General features: G+C 55.7%; 10 protein-coding genes. 9 read left to right on the forward strand and 1 reads right to left on the reverse strand.

Annotation, left to right across the window (positions count from 1 at the left end; genetic code table 11):
• The 7 genes from BAA01_11230 to BAA01_11260 form a co-directional block, all read left to right on the forward strand.
• The coding region (locus BAA01_11230; protein OUM90110.1) for a group II intron reverse transcriptase/maturase at positions 1–1,004 on the forward strand (1,004 nt) is incomplete at its 5' end.
• Between the two features lie 273 nt (positions 1,005–1,277).
• Complete coding sequence (locus BAA01_11235; GenBank protein OUM90111.1) at positions 1,278–3,260, forward strand: acetoacetate-CoA ligase; 1,983 nt, start codon at positions 1,278–1,280, stop codon at positions 3,258–3,260.
• Between the two features lie 270 nt (positions 3,261–3,530).
• On the forward strand, positions 3,531–5,048 hold the full coding sequence (locus BAA01_11240) for a type I restriction-modification system subunit M (GenBank protein OUM90112.1): 1,518 nt from the start codon (positions 3,531–3,533) through the stop codon (positions 5,046–5,048).
• 4 nt (positions 5,049–5,052) lie between these two features.
• Positions 5,053–6,363 (forward strand): hypothetical protein, encoded by a 1,311-nt coding sequence (locus BAA01_11245; protein ID OUM90113.1) that lies wholly within the window; start codon positions 5,053–5,055, stop codon positions 6,361–6,363.
• Positions 6,364–6,377: 14 nt separating this feature from the next.
• Positions 6,378–9,611 carry a restriction endonuclease subunit R gene (locus BAA01_11250; protein ID OUM90114.1) on the forward strand — a complete coding sequence of 1,078 codons (3,234 nt, stop codon included), beginning with the start codon at positions 6,378–6,380 and terminating at the stop codon, positions 9,609–9,611.
• Positions 9,612–9,640: 29 nt separating this feature from the next.
• Positions 9,641–10,348 (forward strand): metal-dependent hydrolase, encoded by a 708-nt coding sequence (locus BAA01_11255; protein OUM90135.1) that lies wholly within the window; start codon positions 9,641–9,643, stop codon positions 10,346–10,348.
• A 136-nt stretch (positions 10,349–10,484) separates the two neighbouring features.
• Positions 10,485–11,081, forward strand: a complete 597-nt coding sequence (locus BAA01_11260; GenBank protein ID OUM90115.1) for a hypothetical protein — start codon at positions 10,485–10,487, stop codon at positions 11,079–11,081.
• Between the two features lie 118 nt (positions 11,082–11,199).
• Here BAA01_11260 and BAA01_11265 read toward each other — a convergent pair whose 3' ends face one another.
• Positions 11,200–11,703, reverse strand: a complete 504-nt coding sequence (locus BAA01_11265) for a hypothetical protein (GenBank protein ID OUM90116.1) — start codon at positions 11,701–11,703, stop codon at positions 11,200–11,202.
• 315 nt (positions 11,704–12,018) lie between these two features.
• On the opposite strand from BAA01_11265, the gene BAA01_11270 reads away from it, so the two are divergent.
• Positions 12,019–15,744, forward strand: coding sequence for a helicase-exonuclease AddAB subunit AddB (locus tag BAA01_11270; GenBank protein ID OUM90117.1), 3,726 nt, complete (start codon positions 12,019–12,021; stop codon positions 15,742–15,744).
• Complete coding sequence (locus BAA01_11275) at positions 15,689–19,663, forward strand: helicase-exonuclease AddAB subunit AddA (GenBank protein OUM90118.1); 3,975 nt, start codon at positions 15,689–15,691, stop codon at positions 19,661–19,663. The genes BAA01_11270 and BAA01_11275 overlap by 56 nt, the downstream gene beginning before the upstream one ends.
• Positions 19,664–19,835: the final 172 nt, after the last annotated feature.

Genomic DNA, 19,835 nt, shown 5'->3' on the forward strand with positions numbered 1-19,835 from the left:
TCCTCCAAGTGCTCACACCCATCTTCGACCCTACATTCTCACCGCACAGTTACGGTTTTCGTCCGAAACGACGGGGACACGATGCAGTCCGGAAGGCACAAGAATACATCCGGGAAGGCTACCGGTATGTGGTTGACATCGACCTGGAGAAATTCTTCGACCGGGTCAACCATGACATCCTCATGAGCCGAGTGGCTCGGAAAGTGAAAGACAAACGGGTTCTGAAACTCATCCGCGCTTACTTGAAAGCGGGAATCATGGCCGAAGGAATCCGTGTCCGAAGTGAGGAAGGGACGCCGCAAGGTGGTCCCTTAAGCCCGCTTTTAGCCAACATCCTCTTGGACGACCTGGATAAAGAACTGGAACGAAGGCAACTTCGATTTGTCCGCTATGCCGATGACTGCAACATTTACGTCAAAACGCGGCGGGCCGGAGAACGGGTGAAGAGAAGCATCACGAAATACTTGGAGAAGAAGTTAAAACTCAAAGTCAATGAGGCCAAAAGTGCCGTAGACCGCCCATGGAAGCGGAAGTTTCTGGGGTTTAGTTTCACATTCCATAAAGAAGCGAGGATCCGGATTGCCCCGAAATCGCTGAAACGGGTCAAGGACAAAATTCGTTCTCTGACACAGGGGAACCATCTCACCTCGATGGAAACCATCATCGAAGATTTAAACCGCTACCTGATGGGATGGATGGGCTACTACGCACTGATGGAAACGCCAAGCACCCTGAAAGCATTGGACGAATGGATTCGGCGAAGGCTTCGTCTTGTCCTATGGTCGAGATGGAAAAGGGTCCGGACCCGATACCGGATGCTGAGAGCCCTCGGACTGCCGGAAAGAGATGTCCATAAACTGGCCAACACCCGAAAAGGGGCATGGCGTACAAGCAAAACGCCTCAAATGCACAAAGCCCTTGGAATTGCCTATTGGAAATCCCAAGGACTGATGAGTTTAACGGAAAGATATTTCGAAATTCGTCAAGGTTGGCGAACCGCCTAGTGCGGACCCGCATGCTAGGTGGTGTGGGGGGACGGGGGTTAGTCGCCCCCTCCTACTCGATCGAAATGGCACGTTGCAACGGAATCATTGTCCCGGCAAGCTCAAAGTAGGACTCTGCCGTTGATGTATTCAAAACAAATGATCCTTTTTTGGCGACGTGCTTGATAAAATAGTTTGGCAAATATGTTATTAATCATTATAATGAAACAACAACCAACCATATTATTTAAGAATATTGCTCTTATATCCTTGTTGTTGTGGAGGGATGCGTGCATGGCAACGATTTCAGAGGGGACATTGTTATGGGAACCAACGGAAGAGCGCAAGAAATCGTCGGGGATGTTCAGGTACATGCAGTGGCTCGGCGAGCGGCGGGGACTGGCGTTTGATGATTATCACGCCTTGTGGCAGTGGTCGGTGGATCAGCTGGAGGATTTTTGGGAGACGGTTTGGGAATATACGCAGGTTCAGGCTTCGGTGCCTTACACGAAAGTGTTGGAAAAAAGGGAAATGCCTGGCGCGCGCTGGTTTACGGGGGCGCGTCTCAACTACGCGGAACATATTTTCCGCAACTTTCGCGCAGAGAAACCGGCTTTGTTCTTTCGGTCTGAGCATCACCCGCTGACAACCATCACATGGGATGAGTTAAGGAAACAGACGGCATCCGTTTCCAATGCCCTCAAGCGTCTGGGAGTGAAACCCGGCGACCGCGTTGTCGCATACATGCCCAATATTCCCCAGACGGTCATCGCTTTTCTTGCCTGCGCCAGCATCGGCGCGGTGTGGTCAAGCTGCTCTCCCGATTTTGGCACACCCAGCGTGATTGATCGTTTCAAGCAAATTGAGCCTAAAATCCTTTTTGCCGTGGACGGTTATCGGTATAACGGCAAACCGCACGACAGGATGTCCGTGGTGGCCGATCTGCAGGCTGCTCTGCCGTCGCTGGAAAAGACGGTTCTGGTGCCATACCTGGATGAAAGGACCGATGCCAAACTGCCGCATCATGCCGTGCTGTGGGATGATTTACTGCAAACGGACGGAGAGCTGTCGTTTGAACAGGTGCCGTTTGACCATCCCCTGTGGGTGCTATATTCTTCGGGAACAACCGGTTTGCCCAAGCCGATTGTGCAGGGGCAGGGCGGCATTTTAATCGAACAACTCAAATCGTTTGTCATACAAAACAGCATCACGGAGGATGATCGGTTTTTCTGGTTCACGACCACCGGATGGATGATGTGGAACTTTTTGGTCGGGACGCTTCTGGCAGGCGCTGCCATCATTCTCTACGATGGCAGTCCGGCTTATCCTGACATCGATGTGCTGTGGGATTTGGCGGAGAAGTCCGGGATGACTTATTTCGGCACCAGTGCCGGTTACATTGCCACCTGTATGAAAGCGGGAGCAGATCCGGGGAAAAAATACGATTTGTCCAAACTGAAAGCGCTTGGCTCAACCGGCTCGCCGCTGACACCCGAAGGGTTTGCCTGGGTGTATGAACATGTCAAGCAAGATCTCTGGCTGGCTTCCGCAAGCGGAGGCACGGATGTTTGCACCGCCTTTGTGGGCGGTTCGCCGCTGCTTCCCGTACGGGCGGGAGAGATTCAATGCCGTTCGCTCGGCGTGAAGGTGGAAGCGTTTGATGAACAGGGACAGCCGCTGATTGATGAGGTGGGGGAACTGGTGGTGACCGAACCGATGCCCTCCATGCCGTTGTATTTTTGGAATGATCCCGACGGCCGGCGGTACAAGGAGAGCTATTTTGACATGTACCCCGGTGTCTGGCGGCACGGCGATTGGATCAAGATCACATCCCGCGGCAGCTGCATCATTTACGGCCGTTCCGACTCCACCATCAACCGGCATGGGGTGCGGATGGGGACAAGCGAGATTTACCAGGCGGTCGAGTCTTTGGATGAGGTGCTTGACAGCTTGATCGTGGATCTGGAGCTGCTGGGACGCCCGTCATTTCTGCCTTTATTCGTCGTGTTGAAACCCGGGGTTGTTCTCGACGAACAATTAAAGGCGGCCATCAAGGACAAAATCAGGAAAGAAGTGTCACCCCGTCACGTGCCGGACGAAATTTACGCCGTGGAACAAATCCCCAGGACGTTAAACGGGAAGAAGATGGAAGTGCCGATACGCCGGATCCTTCTCGGCCATCCTCTCGAAAAGGCGGTGAACCCGGATTCGATGAGCAATCCAGAGTCGCTTCCGTTTTTTATCGAACTTGCCAAATCGCTGAATGAAATTGGCTAGTGTTTTGCTGAAATATGCCGCAGAGAGGGATTCGTTTACTTAGAAAAACGAAGAGGGCGCAAGATGTTGCGCCTTCTTTTTGTTTTCTTAAAGCCTTTATAGGGTTGGCAAATGCTTGTTCGCTGACAATCCCATGTCATTGATTCCTTGTATAATGAAACTATCTATCCACGATCACATGTGACAGATGTTGGCTTTTATTTTTATAGAAGCGCGCCTGATCACCTCGTGGTAAAATGATAGAGGACAGAAGAGTTGGAGGCAGAGCGGATGGAGAAACTGACCTTGCAGAAACTGGAAAGCGTATTGTGGGACGCTGCGGACGTGCTGCGCGGCGAACTGAACGCTGCCGAATACAAAGATTACATCTTCGGGATGCTCTTTTTGAAACGGATGAACGACCAGTTTGATGCGGAACGACGGCAAAAACGCCAAGAGTTTTTGGCTGAGGGGATGGATCCGCGGGAAGTGGAAGAGCTGCTGGAAGATCCCTATACCTATGAGTCCTTTTTCGTACCTCCGGCGGCGCGGTGGGAGAAGTTGAGAAACCTGACGTTCAACATCGGGCCGGAATTGGACAAGGCCTTCAAGGCGATTGAGGATGAGCCGAAAAACAGGGAATTAAGCGGCGTCCTCACCACCGCCAACTATAACGACAAAGAACGCGTGCCGGACAAAAAACTTTCCCAGCTTCTCCTCCTGTTTGATACCGTCAACCTGGCCAATGAAAACCTGGAAAACGAAGATGTGCTGGGGGACGCCTACCAGTACCTGATCAAAAAGTTTGCCGACGACGGCGGGGCCAAGGGCGGTGAATTCTACACCCCGACCGAAGTGGTCCGCCTCCTCACCCGCATCCTGAAACCCCAGGAAGGAGACCGCATTTATGACCCCACGGTGGGCAGCGGCGGCATGCTGATTCAAGCCATCAAATACATCAAGGAAAACGGGGGCAACTGGCGGAATGTCTCCCTGTTCGGGCAGGAAATCAACCTCAGCACCTGGGCCATCTGCAAGATGAACATGCTGTTTCATGATGCCAAAGGGGCGGACATCCGCAAGGGGGACACCATCCGCGATCCGAAGCACCTGGAAGACGGCGTCCTGAAAACCTTTGACAAGGTGCTGGCCAATCCGCCGTTCTCCCTGAAAAACTGGGGCTACGAAGAAGCCCAGGCCGATCCGTTCCATCGCTTTCCCTATGGCGTGCCGCCAAAATCCTATGGCGATTTGGCCTTTGTCTGCCACATGGTGGCCAGCCTGAACGCGAAAGGAAAAATGGGCACGGTGATTCCGCACGGCGTGCTGTTCCGGGGCGGTGCCGAAGCCAAAATCCGGAAAGGGTTCGTGAAAGATGATTTGATTGAAGCCATCATCGGCTTGCCGGCCAACATTTTCTATGGCACCAGCATTCCGGCGGCGCTGTTGATCATCAACAAGAACAAACCGCAAGAGCGAAAAGGGAAAATCCTTTTCATCGACGCCAGTCAGGGATATGTGAAGGACGGCAACAAAAACAAACTGCGGGAAGAGGATATTGAAAAGATTGTCCTGACGTATGACGAATTTAAAGATGTGGACAAATATGCGGCGGTTGTTGCGCTTGAAACCATCGAAGAAAACGACTATGTCCTCAATATCAGCCGGTACGTGGACACCACGCCGGAAGAGGAAGAAGTGGACATTGCCGGCATGATCAGGGAGATCCGCTCCTTGAAGGCGCAATACCTGGAGACGGAAAAGAAACTGAATGCCTATCTGAAAGAACTGGGATTTGAGGAGATATAAAACGATGAAGGGCATGGATGCGGTACGAGAAGGCTACAAGCGGACGGAGTTGGGGGAAATTCCGGTTGAATGGGAAGTGAGTCATTTAGGGAGACATATGAAAATCATTGGAGGATATGCATTCAAAAGTGAACATTTTCATGATCAAGGAATTAAAATCCTTAGGATTTCAAATATATCCGAAGGCAAATTGAGCTTTTTAAATTGCGTCTTTTACCCGGAAAAGATAGCGAAAGACATATCGGAAGAATTTTTTCTCAAAGAAAATGATATCGTCATTGCCATGTCAGGAGCAACAACAGGAAAAGTGGGAATGGTTGATAAAAGAGATTTGCCGTGTTTGCTTAACCAACGCGTAGGAAAATTAAAACCTATTTCAAATAAAGTTGACAATAAATTTATCTATTATGTGATGAGTGACAGATACTTTCAAGAGAAGATTTGGAATTATGCTATTGGCGGAGCCCAACCGAACATTAGCGGGAAACAAATCGAAAGCATTCCAATCATGATTCCAACTCTTCCCGAACAGAAAAAAATCGCCGACATCTTGTCAACCGTAGACGAGCAGATTGAGCGGACCGAACAGTTGATCGGGAAAACCGAAGAACTCAAAAAGGGCCTGATGCAGAAACTGTTGACGAAGGGAATCGGACATACCCGGTTCAAAAAGACGGAAGTGGGAGAGATTCCGGAGGCGTGGGAAGTCAAGAGGTTAATCGAAGTGAAAGATCCTGCGAAAGAGAATGCATTTACAGATGGCGATTGGATTGAAGCAGAACATATAACGGATCATGGGATTCGGCTCATTCAAACCGGAAACATTGGAATCGGAAAATTTATTGAAAAGGAAGATAAAAAGTATATATCTTTAAAAACATTCGCCGACTTAAGATGCAAAGAAGTTCAACCGGGAGACATTCTGATATGCAGAATGGCCGAACCCGCAGGACGATCATGTGTTGTGCCTGATTTAGGAACAAAAATGATAACATCTGTTGATTGCACGATTGTTAAAGTTGATAAGAAGAAATATGATAATCGATTTATCAATTATTACTTAAACACTGAAAGAAACCTGAAAGAGATGCAAAAATTTGAACAAGGAACGACGAGAAAGAGGATTACCAGATCCCATTTGCAAAGCATCAAGATTCCTGTGCCGCCGTTGGAGGAACAAAAAGAAATATCAGATATATTGACGGGAGTTGATTCCATGTTAGAAATCTACGACTCCCAAAAACAACGGCTCCAAAGGCTCAAAAAAGGCCTGATGCAAAAACTGTTGACGGGAAAGATCCGCGTCAAGGTGTGATTGGAGGAAACGGGATGGCAGCGCACCCTTATCTCGGCAACGAAGCATCGCTGGTGGAATTGCCGGCGATTGAGTACATACAACAGAAATTGGGTTACCCGTTCATCCATGGGGATCAGTTGACGCCGGAAACCGGCGAGCGGGAGTCGTATAGCGATGTGATCCTGATCCAGCGGTTAAGGCGGGCGCTCAAACGGCTCAATCCCTGGATCGACGAAACCAACCTGAACAAGGCGGTCCGTTATCTGACCCGTGCCGAAGGGCTGGGGGCATCCTTGTTGGAGATCAACGAGAAAATCCATGATGCCCTCGTCAACCTCACCTTTGCGCTGGAACAGGATCTGGAAGGGACGGGACAAAAGAAATTCCACACCGTCCGGTTTATCGACTGGGAGAACATCGACAACAACGAATTCCTCGTCACCCGCCAGTTTGTCGTCCAGGGGCCCGACGAGAAGATCATCCCGGACATTGTCCTTTTCATCAACGGCATTCCCGTTGTCGTCCTCGAATGCAAGTCGCCGTTCCTGGAACGACGGGAACATGAAAATGTGGGCAAGAAAGAGGCCTTTGAGCAGTTGCGGCGTTATATGAACCAGCGGGGCGCGGCCAAGGCGGAGGGGGCGCCGCGGCTGTTTTATACCAACTTCTTCACGGGGATTCTCAACAAGTACCATGCCTACGTGGGAACCATCAGTTCGGGGTACAGCCATTACCTGGAGTGGAAGGACCCGTATCCGTTCCGAAGAGAAGAGATTGCGCAGGTGGAAGACTTTGGCCAGAACCTCTTCCTGCAGGGGCTCCTGGAGAAGCGGAACTTGCTGGACATCATGCAACATTTCATCCTCTTTGAAACCGATGGGGAAACGCGGGTGAAAAAGATCTGCCGTTACCAGCAGTTTCGGGCCGTCAACAAAGCGCTGGAGCGCCTGGTTCAGGGGAAGGATGCCCTCTCCCGCGGCGGAGTGATCTGGCACACGCAAGGATCCGGAAAATCCTTGACGATGGTTTATCTGGCCCGGAAAATCCGCCGGACGCCCGAACTGGCCGATGCCACCATCGTGGTCCTGACGGACCGGATCGACCTGGACAAGCAGCTTTATGGCACCTTTATGCGCACCCTGTCGGCGTATACCACACCGGTCCGGGCGGAGACCGTCAGACAGATGAAAGAACTCCTGTCCCTGGCGCAGCCGCAGATCATCCTCACCACCATCCAGAAGTTCCAGAACGAAAAAGAGGACGAGGAAGCGCTGCGCGATGAACAACTGGGGACCAGCCTGCATCAGGAAAAAGAGATGGAGGCCCTGACCACCAAATCCAACGTGATCGTTCTCGTCGATGAGGCGCACCGCAGCCAGTACAAGGGGCTGGCCCGCAACATGCGCATGGCGCTGCCCAACGCGGCCTTTATCGGCTTTACGGGAACGCCGATTGACAAGAAGGACAAATCCACGCCCCGAACGTTTGGCTCCTATATCGACAAATATTCCATCCAGCAGGCGGTGGAGGACGGGGCCACCGTCCGGATCGTCTACGAAGGCCGCAAGCCGGATCTGCAAATCAAGGCGGAGACGATTGAAGAACTGTTTGAACAGGCCTTTGAAGACCGGACGGAAGAAGAAAAAGAGGCCATCAAGCAGAAATATGTGACCAAGCAGTCCATCGTCGAGGCGGATGAGCGGATCGAGGAGATTGCCAAAGACATTCTGGAACATTATAAGCAATGGGTGTATCCCAACGGATTCAAGGCCCAGGTGGTCTGCGTCTCCCGTGAAGCCTGCGTCAAGTATTACTGCGCCCTGAACAAGCATATGATGGACATCGTCGGCGAACCGTTGGAGGTCAAAATCATCTTTTCCGGAAGCCCGAACGATCCGCCGCATCTCAAAGCGCATCACACCGCCAAGGCGGAACAGGACCAGATCATCCGCGAATTCAAGAAGCCGTTACAGGAGAGCAGACTGGCCTTTCTTGTCGTGAAGGACATGCTCTTGACCGGCTTTGATGCGCCGATCGAACAGGTGATGTACCTGGACCGGCCGTTGAAAGAACATAACCTCCTGCAGGCGATTGCCCGTGTGAACCGCACCTGCGGCGACCGCAAGAAATGCGGTTATGTGGTGGATTATTACGGCGTCTCCAATTTTCTGGAGGAAGCCCTGGCCATTTTTGACCGGGAAGAACTGGGCAAGCCGATGGAGTCCCTCGATTCGGTTTACCAGCAGATGCTTTCCTACCGGGAAGCGGTGATGGGCATGTTCAGGGGGGTTGATCCCGACAACCTGGATCAATTGGTCAAGCGGATCGAACCGGAGGACAAACGGGCCGAATTTGAACTGGCTTACAAGCGGTTTGCTGCGACGCTGGAACAATTGCTGCCGGGCAGGGTTTCCACCCAGCACATCAACGATCTGCGCTGGCTGTCCTATATCCGCGCGGCGGCAAAGGCGCGCTTTGAGCCGCAAAAAAAACTGGACATTTCCGATTGCGGGGAAAAAGTCAAAAAGCTCATTTCGGACCATCTCCAGGCCAAGGGCGTGCACCAGTGGATTGAACCGATGACCCTCTTTGATCCCGATTTCCACGACAAGGTGGAGAAACTGCATTCCGATGAGGCGGTGGCTTCCAGCATGGAGCACGCCATCCGCCATGTGATCCACGTCCGGCTGGATGACAACCCGGTCTATTACACCAGCCTGTTGGAGAAATTGCGGAAAATCCTGGAGGAAACCCGGAACGACTGGATAGAGCGGAGGAAGCGCCTGCAAGCCTTCATGGAGGAGGTGCAGAGCGGCGAACAGAGCGAGGCCGAGGCCTTGGGCCTGTCCAAAGAGGAATACGCCTTTTTCGAAGTGGTGAAAAAATACCTGACGGAACAGGGAGATACGGAACAGATAGGGGCGCAACCGGAAGCCAGCGGGCAGCAAGGCGGCCGATCAGGCGCAAGCCTTGCCGGTGTGGCCCGGGAGGGGCGGGTGGAATACATCAGCCAGGATTTGATCGATCTCGCGAAAGACATCGCCCGTGACGTGGCGGAGATCGTACGGGAGAACTACATCATGGAGTGGGTGGACAATCCGGCCAAGACCGATGCCATCCAGCATGCCATCTATATGCTGTTGAACCGGCGATACTTCAAGCAGATCAAATTGGACGTGCGCAAAAAACTGGTGCAACCCTTGCTTCAACTGGCGAAGAAACATTTTGCGGTCTTGGATACAGGGGATTCTCAGAGGGGTTTTTGATGAACAGAGAAAAGATGAACAGACAAACCATGCAGATACAATTCGGCGCAAAAACCATCCCGTTTGAAGTGATCTACCGGAAACGGAAGACGATGGAAATTCGCGTCGAGCCGCCGGATCGGGTGACCGTGGTGGCTCCTCAGGGGACGCCGCAAGAGGTGATCCTGCAGAAAGTGTACGGCCGGGCGTCTTGGATCGTCCAGAAACTTTTGTTGTGCCGGCAAATCGAGTCCCGTCCCATCCGGCGGGAATTTGTCAACGGCGAATCTTTTCTGTACTTGGGCAGGAACCATTCCCTGCAATTGATTCTGGATGCCAGTCTCAAAAAACCGGCAGTGAAACTCTACCGGGGGAAGTTTTACGTGACAACGCCCGATCAAGACGAACAAAAAATCCGGCAGGCGATGGAGCGGTGGTACCGCGCCAAGACCCTGGAGAAAGTGAAGGAGCGGGTGGCCTATTACCAGCGCTATTTTGAGCAGAAACCGGCCGCGATACGTGTCAAGGAACAAAAGAAGCGCTGGGCCAGCTGCACGGCGAGGGATGAACTGTTGTTCAACTGGCGCTGCGTCATGGCGCCTGCCCCGGTCTTGGACTATATCGTCGTGCATGAAATGTGCCATATGTGCCACAAGAACCACTCGAAGGCTTTCTGGGATTTGGTGGCTTCCATTTTGCCGGATTACCAGCAGAGTAAGGAATGGCTGCAAAAATACGGTGTGCGCATGGATTTGTAGGAAAAAGCGTATAAAGTTTGGGCAGGCAAGCAGGAATTGGCCCTATCGAAATAGAAATGGAGACCTGAGGTCGCTTATCAAGGATACCTCAGGTTATTTTTTACATATTAATAAGAATATTCAAGAGGTGTCGAACTTGGAAAAAAGCAAGAAGGATATCATTGCATTTTTGTCGCTATTATTGATGATTGCCGCGTTATTTGCATTGTTTGTCTTCCTGCAGAAAGACACGGCTATCAACAACCTGGGGAGTTATATTGGGGACTTTGTACTGATATTGGTCTTGTTCTCTTTTTCTCTTTGGTATATCAATCGATTTTTGTTCAAGAAAAAGGGAAAGATTCTGTTTTCGGTGTTAATACTAACAAAAAAATATCATATGCTCATTGGATTTCTCGTTTGGTTGCTCATTTCGATCCATGGCTATTATTTTTTGTTTGTGAGTGACTTGAGATATAGCCCCGAGCATGCTGAACATATGTCGCATTCGATTCAAACAGGATTGGTAGCTTACATTCTACTAACCATGCTTGCCGTCGTTGGTGTGTTGCTCAAGAAGTTGCCAAACAAAACTAGGAAAAGAATCCACAGAATCACTGCCAATCTCCTTTTATTTATCATTTATTTGCATATCGGAGGCTGGTTAAAGCTGCTTTTGGCATTGCTGCTTCTGGGTCATTGGATTTTCCTGGGGATTTCAAGGATGGCTTCAAGACGGTTGCTGCACCCTTAGTAGCCCCTGTGCCGCTTCTGTCATAACCGGGTTGTTTGAACAAGGAAAAAGTAACCGGTTGATGAGGCCGTTTATGCGGATCGGGACAGAACGCTGAAGGATCGCATAGGACGTTCTCCTATCTTGCCTGTTTCAGATGAAGCAGTTCCGATTCCTGTTCCAGTTGACGGATGCCAAGGGCTTCCAGCACCTTTTCAAGGCGCTCGTTTTTCACTTTGAAGTAGGCCATGTCATACTGGATGCGTTGTACTTCTTTGGTGAGCGCATCCACTTTTTTGTCTAGATCTTCCTGCCGGCTGCGGATGGCACCTACGATCTGGATAAGTTGCTGGATATGCTCGCCGTGCCGATTTTGTTCCATTTCGATTCGGTTTACCCGATGTTCAAGGGTAGTTATCCGTTTCTCGAGTACATCAACTCGTTGCTCTAACGTATCCATACGTTGTTCCAATCGATCCATCCGGTGTTCCAGTGCATCCATTCGTTGCTCCAGCGCATCCATCCGTTGCTCGAGTGCATCCATTCGTTGCTCCAATTTTTCCATCCGTTGTTCCAGCCGGTCAAAACGCTTGTCCATCCCGTTCAGCTTGTCGATGATCTGCAGCAACAATTGCTCTGACATGTTTCGTCCTCCATCACGTTTTCATCCTTTTCATCATAAACCATCCCATGCAAAAAGGGAACCGTTTATATTCAGATTTTTCAATGTGTTATATTTTCTTTTTCGAAAATATGTTCCCTGACCTCCATCTGTCAGGATCATAGTGTTAAAATAAGTTTCGAGTGATTCTCTTCCTGGCGATGTGTGCAATCTGAGCCAAGGATTCAAGCCAAGTTTGGCCTACAACCTGGTCATGTGAAATTGTCTGGTCATGTTCCATCGGCATGTTGCAATCAGTCGGTTCAACCAAGGGAGGGAGCGGCCATTTCTCTGCGGATGATTCTCGGCCGGTCGGGAAGCGGCAAGACCACCTTTTGCCTGGAGGAAATGATCCAAAAGCAGCAAGAGGATCCGCTGGGCCCGCCGGTCATCTATCTGGTGCCGGAGCAGATGACCTTCCAGTCGGAAATGAAGCTGATCCGGTCGAAGAGGCTTCAGGGCATGATCCGGCTGCAGATTTACAGCTTCAGCCGCCTGGCCTGGAGGGTCTTGCAGGAGACAGGAGGGATCACCCGTCATCTCCTGAACCGGACAGGAATCCATATGTTGCTGCGGAAGATTGTGGAGCACGAAAAGCAGCGACTGAGGCTGTTTTCCACGGCAGCCGATACGGGCGGATTTATTCAGCAGCTGGAAGAGATGACGGAGGAATTGCGGCGTTATGCGGTCACTCCGGAGATGCTCCGCGCGCGGCGTGAGGAACTGCTGGCGCGTGGAACGGTGCAGGCGCAGGAGGTGATCCTGGCGGACAAGCTGCACGATCTCAGCCTGATCTTGGATCGTTTGCAAAAGCACTTGGAAGGCAAGTACCTGGACGGCGAGGACATGCTCCGCCTGCTGGCGGAAAGGGTGCCTTTTTCCGCTGAACTGCGCGGGGCGGAGGTGTACATAGACGGTTTTCACAGCTTCACTCCGCAGGAGATGGCGGTGGTGCGCAGCCTCCTGGCCACCGCCCGCCGGGTGACGGTCACGCTGACGCTGGACCGGGTGCCGGAGGAACTTCCTGATCCTTTGGCCCTTTTCTACATGACGGCCAGGACGTACCGGCAGTTGGAGCGGGCGGCGGAGGAGACCGGTTGCCTGATGGAGGAACCGGTGTGCCTCGCCGGGGGAAGGCGTTTTGCCAGTCCTGAGCTGGCCCACATCGAGCGGGTGTTTGAGGTGTACCCGTCGGTGCCGTTTGATGGCACGGCTGCGGAAATATCAGATGATGGGCAGGGCCTGGATGGCGAACATGTTTTAGCCGGTCAACAGGATTTGTCCGGCGAACAGAATGCGCATGATGGGCAGGTTTCAGGTATTGTCCCGGATGCGGTGCAATTGCTTCCCGCCGTCAACCGCCGGGCGGAAGTAGAGGGAGTGGCGAGGGAGATCCTGCACCTGGTTCGCGATCAGGGTTACCGCTTCCGGGACGTGGCCATCATGGTGCGCAACAGCCAGGATTACCACGACTTGATCGAAACCATTTTTGAGGATTACGGGATTCCCGTCTTCATGGACCAGAAGCGGTCGATGTTGAACCATCCCTTGATCGAATTGCTCCGTTCCGCTCTGGAAGTGGTCCATGCCAACTGGCGCTATGAGGCGGTTTTCCGTTGCCTGAAGACGGAGTTGCTGTTCCCGGCAGGCTGTATAGCCGGCGAAAAGCGAGCGGCGTTGCGCGATGAGGTGGACCGGCTGGAGAATTATGTGCTGGCGCACGGGATTCAGGGCGGGCGCTGGTTTCAGCAGGCGTCGTGGCGTCTCCGCGGGCAGGCAGCGGAAGCGCCGGAGGCAGCCGAACAAGAACTTGAGGACAAACGGATACGTCAGCATCAAGGTTCTGTCCAAACACATGGGGAGGACGGACAGGAGGAGGCCTTCAACGGCCTGCGCCGGCTTCTCATCACCCCGCTGCGCCGCCTCCAGACTTGCCTGGAAAGGGCTTCAACCGTCCGTGAAAAGTGCGCACAGATCTACCTCTTTTTGGAAGAGCAAGAGATTCCGCGCAAAATCGAGCGGCTGCGGGATGAGGCGTTGGCAGCCGGGGAGCTGGAGCGGGCGCGTGAGCACGAGCAGGTCTGGGGTGCCGTGGTGGAGCTGTTGGAGCAGATGGTGGAAATCCTGGGGGATGAGCCCCTCTCCCTGGATCTGTTCCGCAAGCTGCTGGAGACCGGTCTCGAGAGCATGCAGTTCGCCCTCGTCCCGCCGGCGCTGGATCAGGTGCTGGTGGCTCAGATGGAGCGCTCGCGTGTCTCCGATGTGAAATGCGTCTTTATTCTCGGCGCCAACGAGGGCGTGATTCCGGCCCGGCCCAAAGAGGACGGCATGCTTTCCGAGGAGGAGCGGGAATGGCTGCAGCAGCGGGGCGTGGAGCTGGCTCCGGGGAGCCGGCAGCAATTGTTGGATGAACAGTTCCTCATCTACATGGCGCTGACCCGGCCGGCGGAACGTCTGGTCGTCTCCTATCCCCTGGCGGATGAGGAAGGGGGCACCCTCCTGCCATCCGTTTTGGTGCGCCGGATGAAAGAGTGGCTGCCGCATCTTCAGGAGCGGTTGCTTGTGAGTGCGCCACACGAAGCGCCGGCGGAGAATCAACTGGATTTTGTCGCCCATCCGGGCCCCACCCTTTCCTATTTGACTTCCCGCCTGCAGGAGTGGCGCCGGGGGTATCCTGTGGAGACGCTGTGGTGGGATGTGTACAACTGGGCGATCCTCCACCCCGAGTGGTCCACGCGGGCCCGCCGTCTCCTGGCCAGTCTCTTCTACCGGAATGAGGCGCGTCCGTTGGCACGGGAGCAAAGTCTCGCCCTGTACGGAAGCCGCCTCAGGCTGAGCGTCTCGCGGATGGAGCGGTTCCAGTCCTGTCCGTTCATGCACTTTGCCGCCTACGGCCTGCGGCTGAAGGAGCGCCCGCTGTTCCGTCTCGAAGCGCCGGACATCGGCCAGTTGTTTCACGCGGCGCTGAAGCAGATCACCGAACGGTTGCGGGCGGAAGGGATGGACTGGCACGAACTGACGCGCGCGCAATGTGAAAGCCTGGCGCGGGAGGCGGTGGACCAGCTGGCGCCTGAAATCGGCCGCGAGATTCTCCTCAGTTCCAACCGTTATCACTACATGAAGCGGAAGCTGGCGCGGACGGTCGGCCAGGCTGCGATCATCCTCAGCGAACACGCGCGGGCGAGCGGCTTTTCACCCGTCGGCCTGGAAGTGGGGTTTGGCCCCGGCGAGAGCCTGCCGCCACTTCGCTTCACCTTGCCGGACGGGATGACGCTGGAGCTGGTCGGCAGGATCGACCGGGTGGACAAGGCGGTTGGAGAGCAGGGGCTGTTGCTCAGGATCATCGATTACAAATCGGGCCGCCAGGAGTTGCGGCTGGACGAGCTGTACCACGGGCTGGCCTGGCAAATGCTAGTCTATTTGGATGTGGTGCTTACCTATGCCCCAGACTGGCTGGGCAGCGAGGCGCAACCGGCGGGTGTCCTCTACTTCCACGTGCACCAGCCGCTGATCCGGGCGACCCGTGAGCTGTCGGCAGAAGAATTGGAGGCGGAGCTGCTCAAGCAGTTCCGGATGAAGGGGCTGCTCCTGGCCGATCCGTCGGTCATCCGGCTGATGGATCAGACGCTGGAGACGGGCACCTCCCGGATCATTCCCGCAGGCATCAAAAAGGACGGCACCTTTTACAGCCATTCCTCCGTGATTTCGCGGGAAGACTTTGGCCATTTGCGCCGCTTTGTGCGCACGGAGATCAGCCGCATCGGCGAGCGGCTGCTTTCCGGGGAAAACGGCATCCAGCCCTTCCGGCTGCGGGAGAAGACGGCCTGTACCTTCTGCCCGTACCGGCCCGTCTGCCAGTTTGACCCGACCCTGGACGGCAATGCCTACCGGGTGCTGAAAGGGGAAAAGGCGGAGCAGATCTTGGCCCGGATTCGGGCATACGAAGCGCAAGCAGGAGGTGGACGCGATGGGGAGCGCGATGATGCGCTGGCCGAAGCCGCCGGAAAGCCACTGGACGGATGAGCAATGGGAGGCGATTGCCGCCACAGGCAACAACATCCTGGTGGCGGCCGCTGCCGGCAGCGGCAAGACGGCGGTCCTGGTGGAGCGGATTATCCGGAAAATCACTGACCCCAATGAGCCGGTGGATGTGGATCGCTTGCTCATCGTCACGTTTACCCATGCGGCCGCCGGGGAGATGCGGCAGCGGATTGGCGAGGCGCTGGCCCGGGAACTGGAGAAGCGGCCGGAATCCCGCCACCTTCGCCGCCAGCTGACGCTGTTGAACCGGGCGATGATCGCCACCCTCCATTCGTTTTGCATGTCGGTGGTGCGCAAGTACTATTACCGGCTGGATTTGGACCCCAACTTCCGGATCGCGGATGAGGTGGAAAGCGAACTGTTGCAGGAGGAAGTGCTGGAGACGCTGTTTGAAGATGAGTACAGCCGGGAGGACAACGCCGCATTTTTCGATCTGGTCGATCGCTACGGTTCGGACCGCAGCGATGTGAATGTGCAGCGGCTGGTCCGCCGCCTCTACGATTTCTCCCGCTCTCATCCTTCACCGGATGCCTGGCTTGACCAGATGGCTGCCAGGTACGAGGTGCCGGAGGGGCGGGCGCTGGATGAACTGCCTTGGACGGCGGAGCTCATCCGCGAGGTGAGGCGGGAGCTGGACGGGTGCCGGCGGTTGCTGGCACAGGCGCTGGATCTCAGCCGGGAGCCGGGAGGCCCGTCCGCCTACGCCGGGACGCTGGAGGAGGATTTGCTCCAGATCGACGCTTTGCTGGCGCGACAGAGCTGGGAGGAGCTGCATGCCGGTTTTCAGGCGTTGCGTTTCGGCACCCTGCCAAGGGTCCGGCAGGAAGAGGCGCGGGAGGAGCTGAAGGAACGGGTGAAGCAGTTGCGCCAGCAGGTGAAGGGGAGGCTGCAGGAGATGGGCGAGCTGCTGTTCAGCCGCCCGCCGGCCGCCTTGTTGCGGGATTTGCGCGAGCTGGCGCCGGTGATGCGTACCCTGGTGCAGCTGGTGCAGAAGTTCGGGCAGCGTTACTGGGAGGCGAAAAAGGCGAAGGGACTGCTCGACTTCAGCGATCTGGAACACCTCTGCCTGCAGGTGTTGACCGGCGAGGGCTCCGCGCCGGGGCAACGGGTCCCTTCCGAGGCGGCGCAGCAGTACCAGGAGCAATTTGTCGAGGTGCTGGTGGACGAGTATCAGGACACGAACCTGGTGCAGGAGGCCATCCTCCGGCTGGTGACGCGCGGAAACAACCTGTTCATGGTCGGCGATGTGAAACAGAGCATTTACCGTTTCCGGCTGGCGGAACCCGGACTCTTTCTGGAGAAGTACAAATCGTTCACCCGGACCGGCGAAGGCGGGGGGTTGAGGATCGATCTCTCGCGCAATTTCCGCAGCCGTTCGCCCGTGCTGGCCGCCACCAATTTCGTCTTCCGGCAGCTCATGGATGAACAGGTGGGTGAGGTGCGTTACGATGAAGCGGCCGAGCTGAAACCCGGGGCCGTCTATCCCGATGCGGAAGGAACCGAGGTGGAGCTGGTGGTGATTGACCGCGGCCGGCAGGAGAAAGAGGAGGATGCCGGCGGCACGGAATCCAGCCATGCGGACAGAAGGATGCAAAGTGAGGGCCAGGCGGCGCCCGGCATGGAGGAAGAGGAGGAGCTGGAGACCGCCCAGTTGGAGGCGCGCTGGATGGCCCGGCAGATTCAGGCGCTCATCCAAAAGCCTTATCTGATCTATGACAAGGATCGGCGCGCCATGCGTCCCGTCACCTACCGGGATATTGTCATCCTGCTCCGTTCGATGCCCTGGGCCCCGGTCATCATGGAGGAGCTGAAGGCGCATGGCATCCCGGTGTATGCCGAGCTGTCCGGCGGGTACTTTGAAGCGGTGGAAGTGGCCACCATGCTTTCCCTGCTGAAAGTGATCGACAACCCCGATCAGGACATCCCCCTGGCGGCGGTGCTCCGTTCGCCCATCGTGGGCCTGCGGGAAGACGAGCTGGCCGCTATCCGCCTGCAGAAGCCGGGAGGCAGTTTCTGGGAGGCGGTGAAAGCGGCGTGCCGTTCCCTGGAGGATGAGGGGTTGCGGGAGAAAGTGGTTCGCTTCTGCCGGCAGCTGGAGCGCTGGCGCGCCCGCGCCCGGCAGGGGGCCCTTTCCGAGCTGATCTGGCAGATTTACCGGGAGACCGGGTATCTTGACTTTGTCGGCGGGATGCCGGGCGGCAAGCAGCGGCAGGCCAACCTGCGGGCGCTTTACGACCGGGCCCGGGCGTACGAATCCACCTCTTTCCGCGGCCTCTTCCGCTTCTTGCGGTTTGTCGAGCGGATGCAGGAGCGGGGGGATGACCTGGGAGTGGCACGGGCGCTGGGAGAGCAGGAAGACGTGGTCCGGCTGATGACCATCCACAAGAGCAAGGGACTGGAGTTTCCCGTCGTCTTTGTGGGCAGTCTGGGCAAATCGTTCAACCTGCAGGATCTGGGAGGCAATCTGTTGCTCCACAAGGACTTAGGCATCGGCAGCCGCCTGATTGACCCCATCCGCCGGCTCAGCATTCCCACGCTTCCCTGGCTGGCCATCGGCAAGCGACTGCAGCTGGAGTCGGCGGCGGAGGAAATGCGCATCCTCTATGTGGCCATGACGCGGGCGCGGGAGAAACTCTATCTGGTCGGGACGGTGCGGGACGGGCAGAAGGCCAGGGAGAAGTGGTCAGAGACGCTTTCGGAAGAAGGCTGGCTTCTGCTGGAAACGGCCCGCGCCCGTGCCCGCTCCTTTCTCGACTGGCTGGGACCGGCCATCGCCCGCCACCGCCAGGGTACGCCGCTGCGCAGCGGAGAGCCGGCGGACCCGGCTGTTGCAAATGCCGCGGTGGCGGCTGTCTCAAATCCTGAGGTGGTGGCCGTTTCCCATCCCGAGGTGGCCGCTGATCCTGCCTCATGGAAGGTTCGTGTGATCCCCGAAGAGGAGCTGAAAGGGCGTACCTCTCCGGAGGAACAGGCGGCGGCGGACCTGCTGCAGGCCGTGGCTGAAGGCGCAGCGGTGCCTGTGCGCAGTCCGTTCCAGCAAGAGGTCGCGCGACGCCTCAGCTGGGATTATCCCCACCTGGCAGCGACGCACGCCCGCTCCAAGCAGACGGTGAGCGAGTTGAAACGGCGTTTTCAGCAGGCCGGGGAGGATGAGGAGGCGCTGCCGCTTGTTCAGGCGCCCGCTGCGAGCGCGATGTTCCGTTCCGAACTGGTGCAGCGGCCCCGTTTCCTGCAAAAGAACCGGCAGCTCACGCCGGCAGAGCGGGGTACCGCCACCCACCTGGTGATGCAGCATCTGCCCCTTTCGCCCGATTTGGATGAGCGAAAGTTGCGGGAATGGCTCGAGCGGATGGTCCAGCAGGAACTGCTCACCCCGGAGGAGGCGGCAGCCATCCCCGTCGAGGGCATTCTTCGCCTTTTTGCGACGCCGGTCGGCCAGCGCCTCCTGGCTGCCCCGTTTGTCCGCCGGGAGGTTCCGTTCAGCTATGCCTTGCCGGCGGAAGAGGTGCACGGGATGGCGAAGCGTACCGGCGCGCCGCAAGGAATGGCCGGGGTTGGGCTTCAAGGCGTGTCCGGGGATGAACGTCACGTCTTGTCCGGGAGAGAGCTTCAAGGCACTTCCGCGGGAGGGCCGCAAGGAATGTCCGGGGAGGTGGTGCTGCTTCAGGGGGTCATCGACTGCCTCTTTCGGGATGAGCGGGGATTGGTCCTGCTCGACTACAAAACCGACACCATCTATGGTCCTTTTGCGGGTTTCGAGCAGGCCGAACCGGTGTTGAAGGAACGTTATGCGTTGCAGTTGCAGCTGTATGCCCGGGCGGTGGAGGCGATCTGGGGAATGCCGGTGGCGGAGAAGGTGCTCTACTTTTTCGACGGCGGCCATCTCTTGCCTGTGCCGTAGTCATTTTTTCCGCTCCCCACCCCGCAATGGGGTGTCGACGCGGCGATGAAGGGGTTGGCTTCCGCCGAGCGGAGAAAGGGCGACGCACAGCAAGCGATATGGGGATAGTGACGTAAAAAAGATGACATAAACGATGAAGGAACGGATGAAGGAAGCTCGAGAATCGGGAGAG

The organism is Bacillus thermozeamaize (genome assembly GCA_002159075.1).
GTDB classification, from domain to species: Bacteria; Bacillota; Bacilli; order ZCTH02-B2; family ZCTH02-B2; genus Bacillus_BB; species Bacillus_BB thermozeamaize.

What these genes read in the sequence shown, in the direction of transcription:
- BAA01_11235 (OUM90111.1), top strand. Translation starts at nt 1,278, where the DNA reads ATGGCAACGATTTCAGAGGGGACATTGTTATGGGAACCAACGGAAGAG.
- BAA01_11240 (OUM90112.1), top strand. Translation starts at nt 3,531, where the DNA reads ATGGAGAAACTGACCTTGCAGAAACTGGAAAGCGTATTGTGGGACGCT.
- BAA01_11245 (OUM90113.1), top strand. Translation starts at nt 5,053, where the DNA reads ATGAAGGGCATGGATGCGGTACGAGAAGGCTACAAGCGGACGGAGTTG.
- BAA01_11250 (OUM90114.1), top strand. Translation starts at nt 6,378, where the DNA reads ATGGCAGCGCACCCTTATCTCGGCAACGAAGCATCGCTGGTGGAATTG.
- BAA01_11255 (OUM90135.1), top strand. Translation starts at nt 9,641, where the DNA reads ATGCAGATACAATTCGGCGCAAAAACCATCCCGTTTGAAGTGATCTAC.
- BAA01_11265 (OUM90116.1), bottom strand. Translation starts at nt 11,703, where the DNA reads ATGTCAGAGCAATTGTTGCTGCAGATCATCGACAAGCTGAACGGGATG.
- BAA01_11270 (OUM90117.1), top strand. Translation starts at nt 12,019, where the DNA reads ATGATTCTCGGCCGGTCGGGAAGCGGCAAGACCACCTTTTGCCTGGAG.
- BAA01_11275 (OUM90118.1), top strand. Translation starts at nt 15,689, where the DNA reads ATGGGGAGCGCGATGATGCGCTGGCCGAAGCCGCCGGAAAGCCACTGG.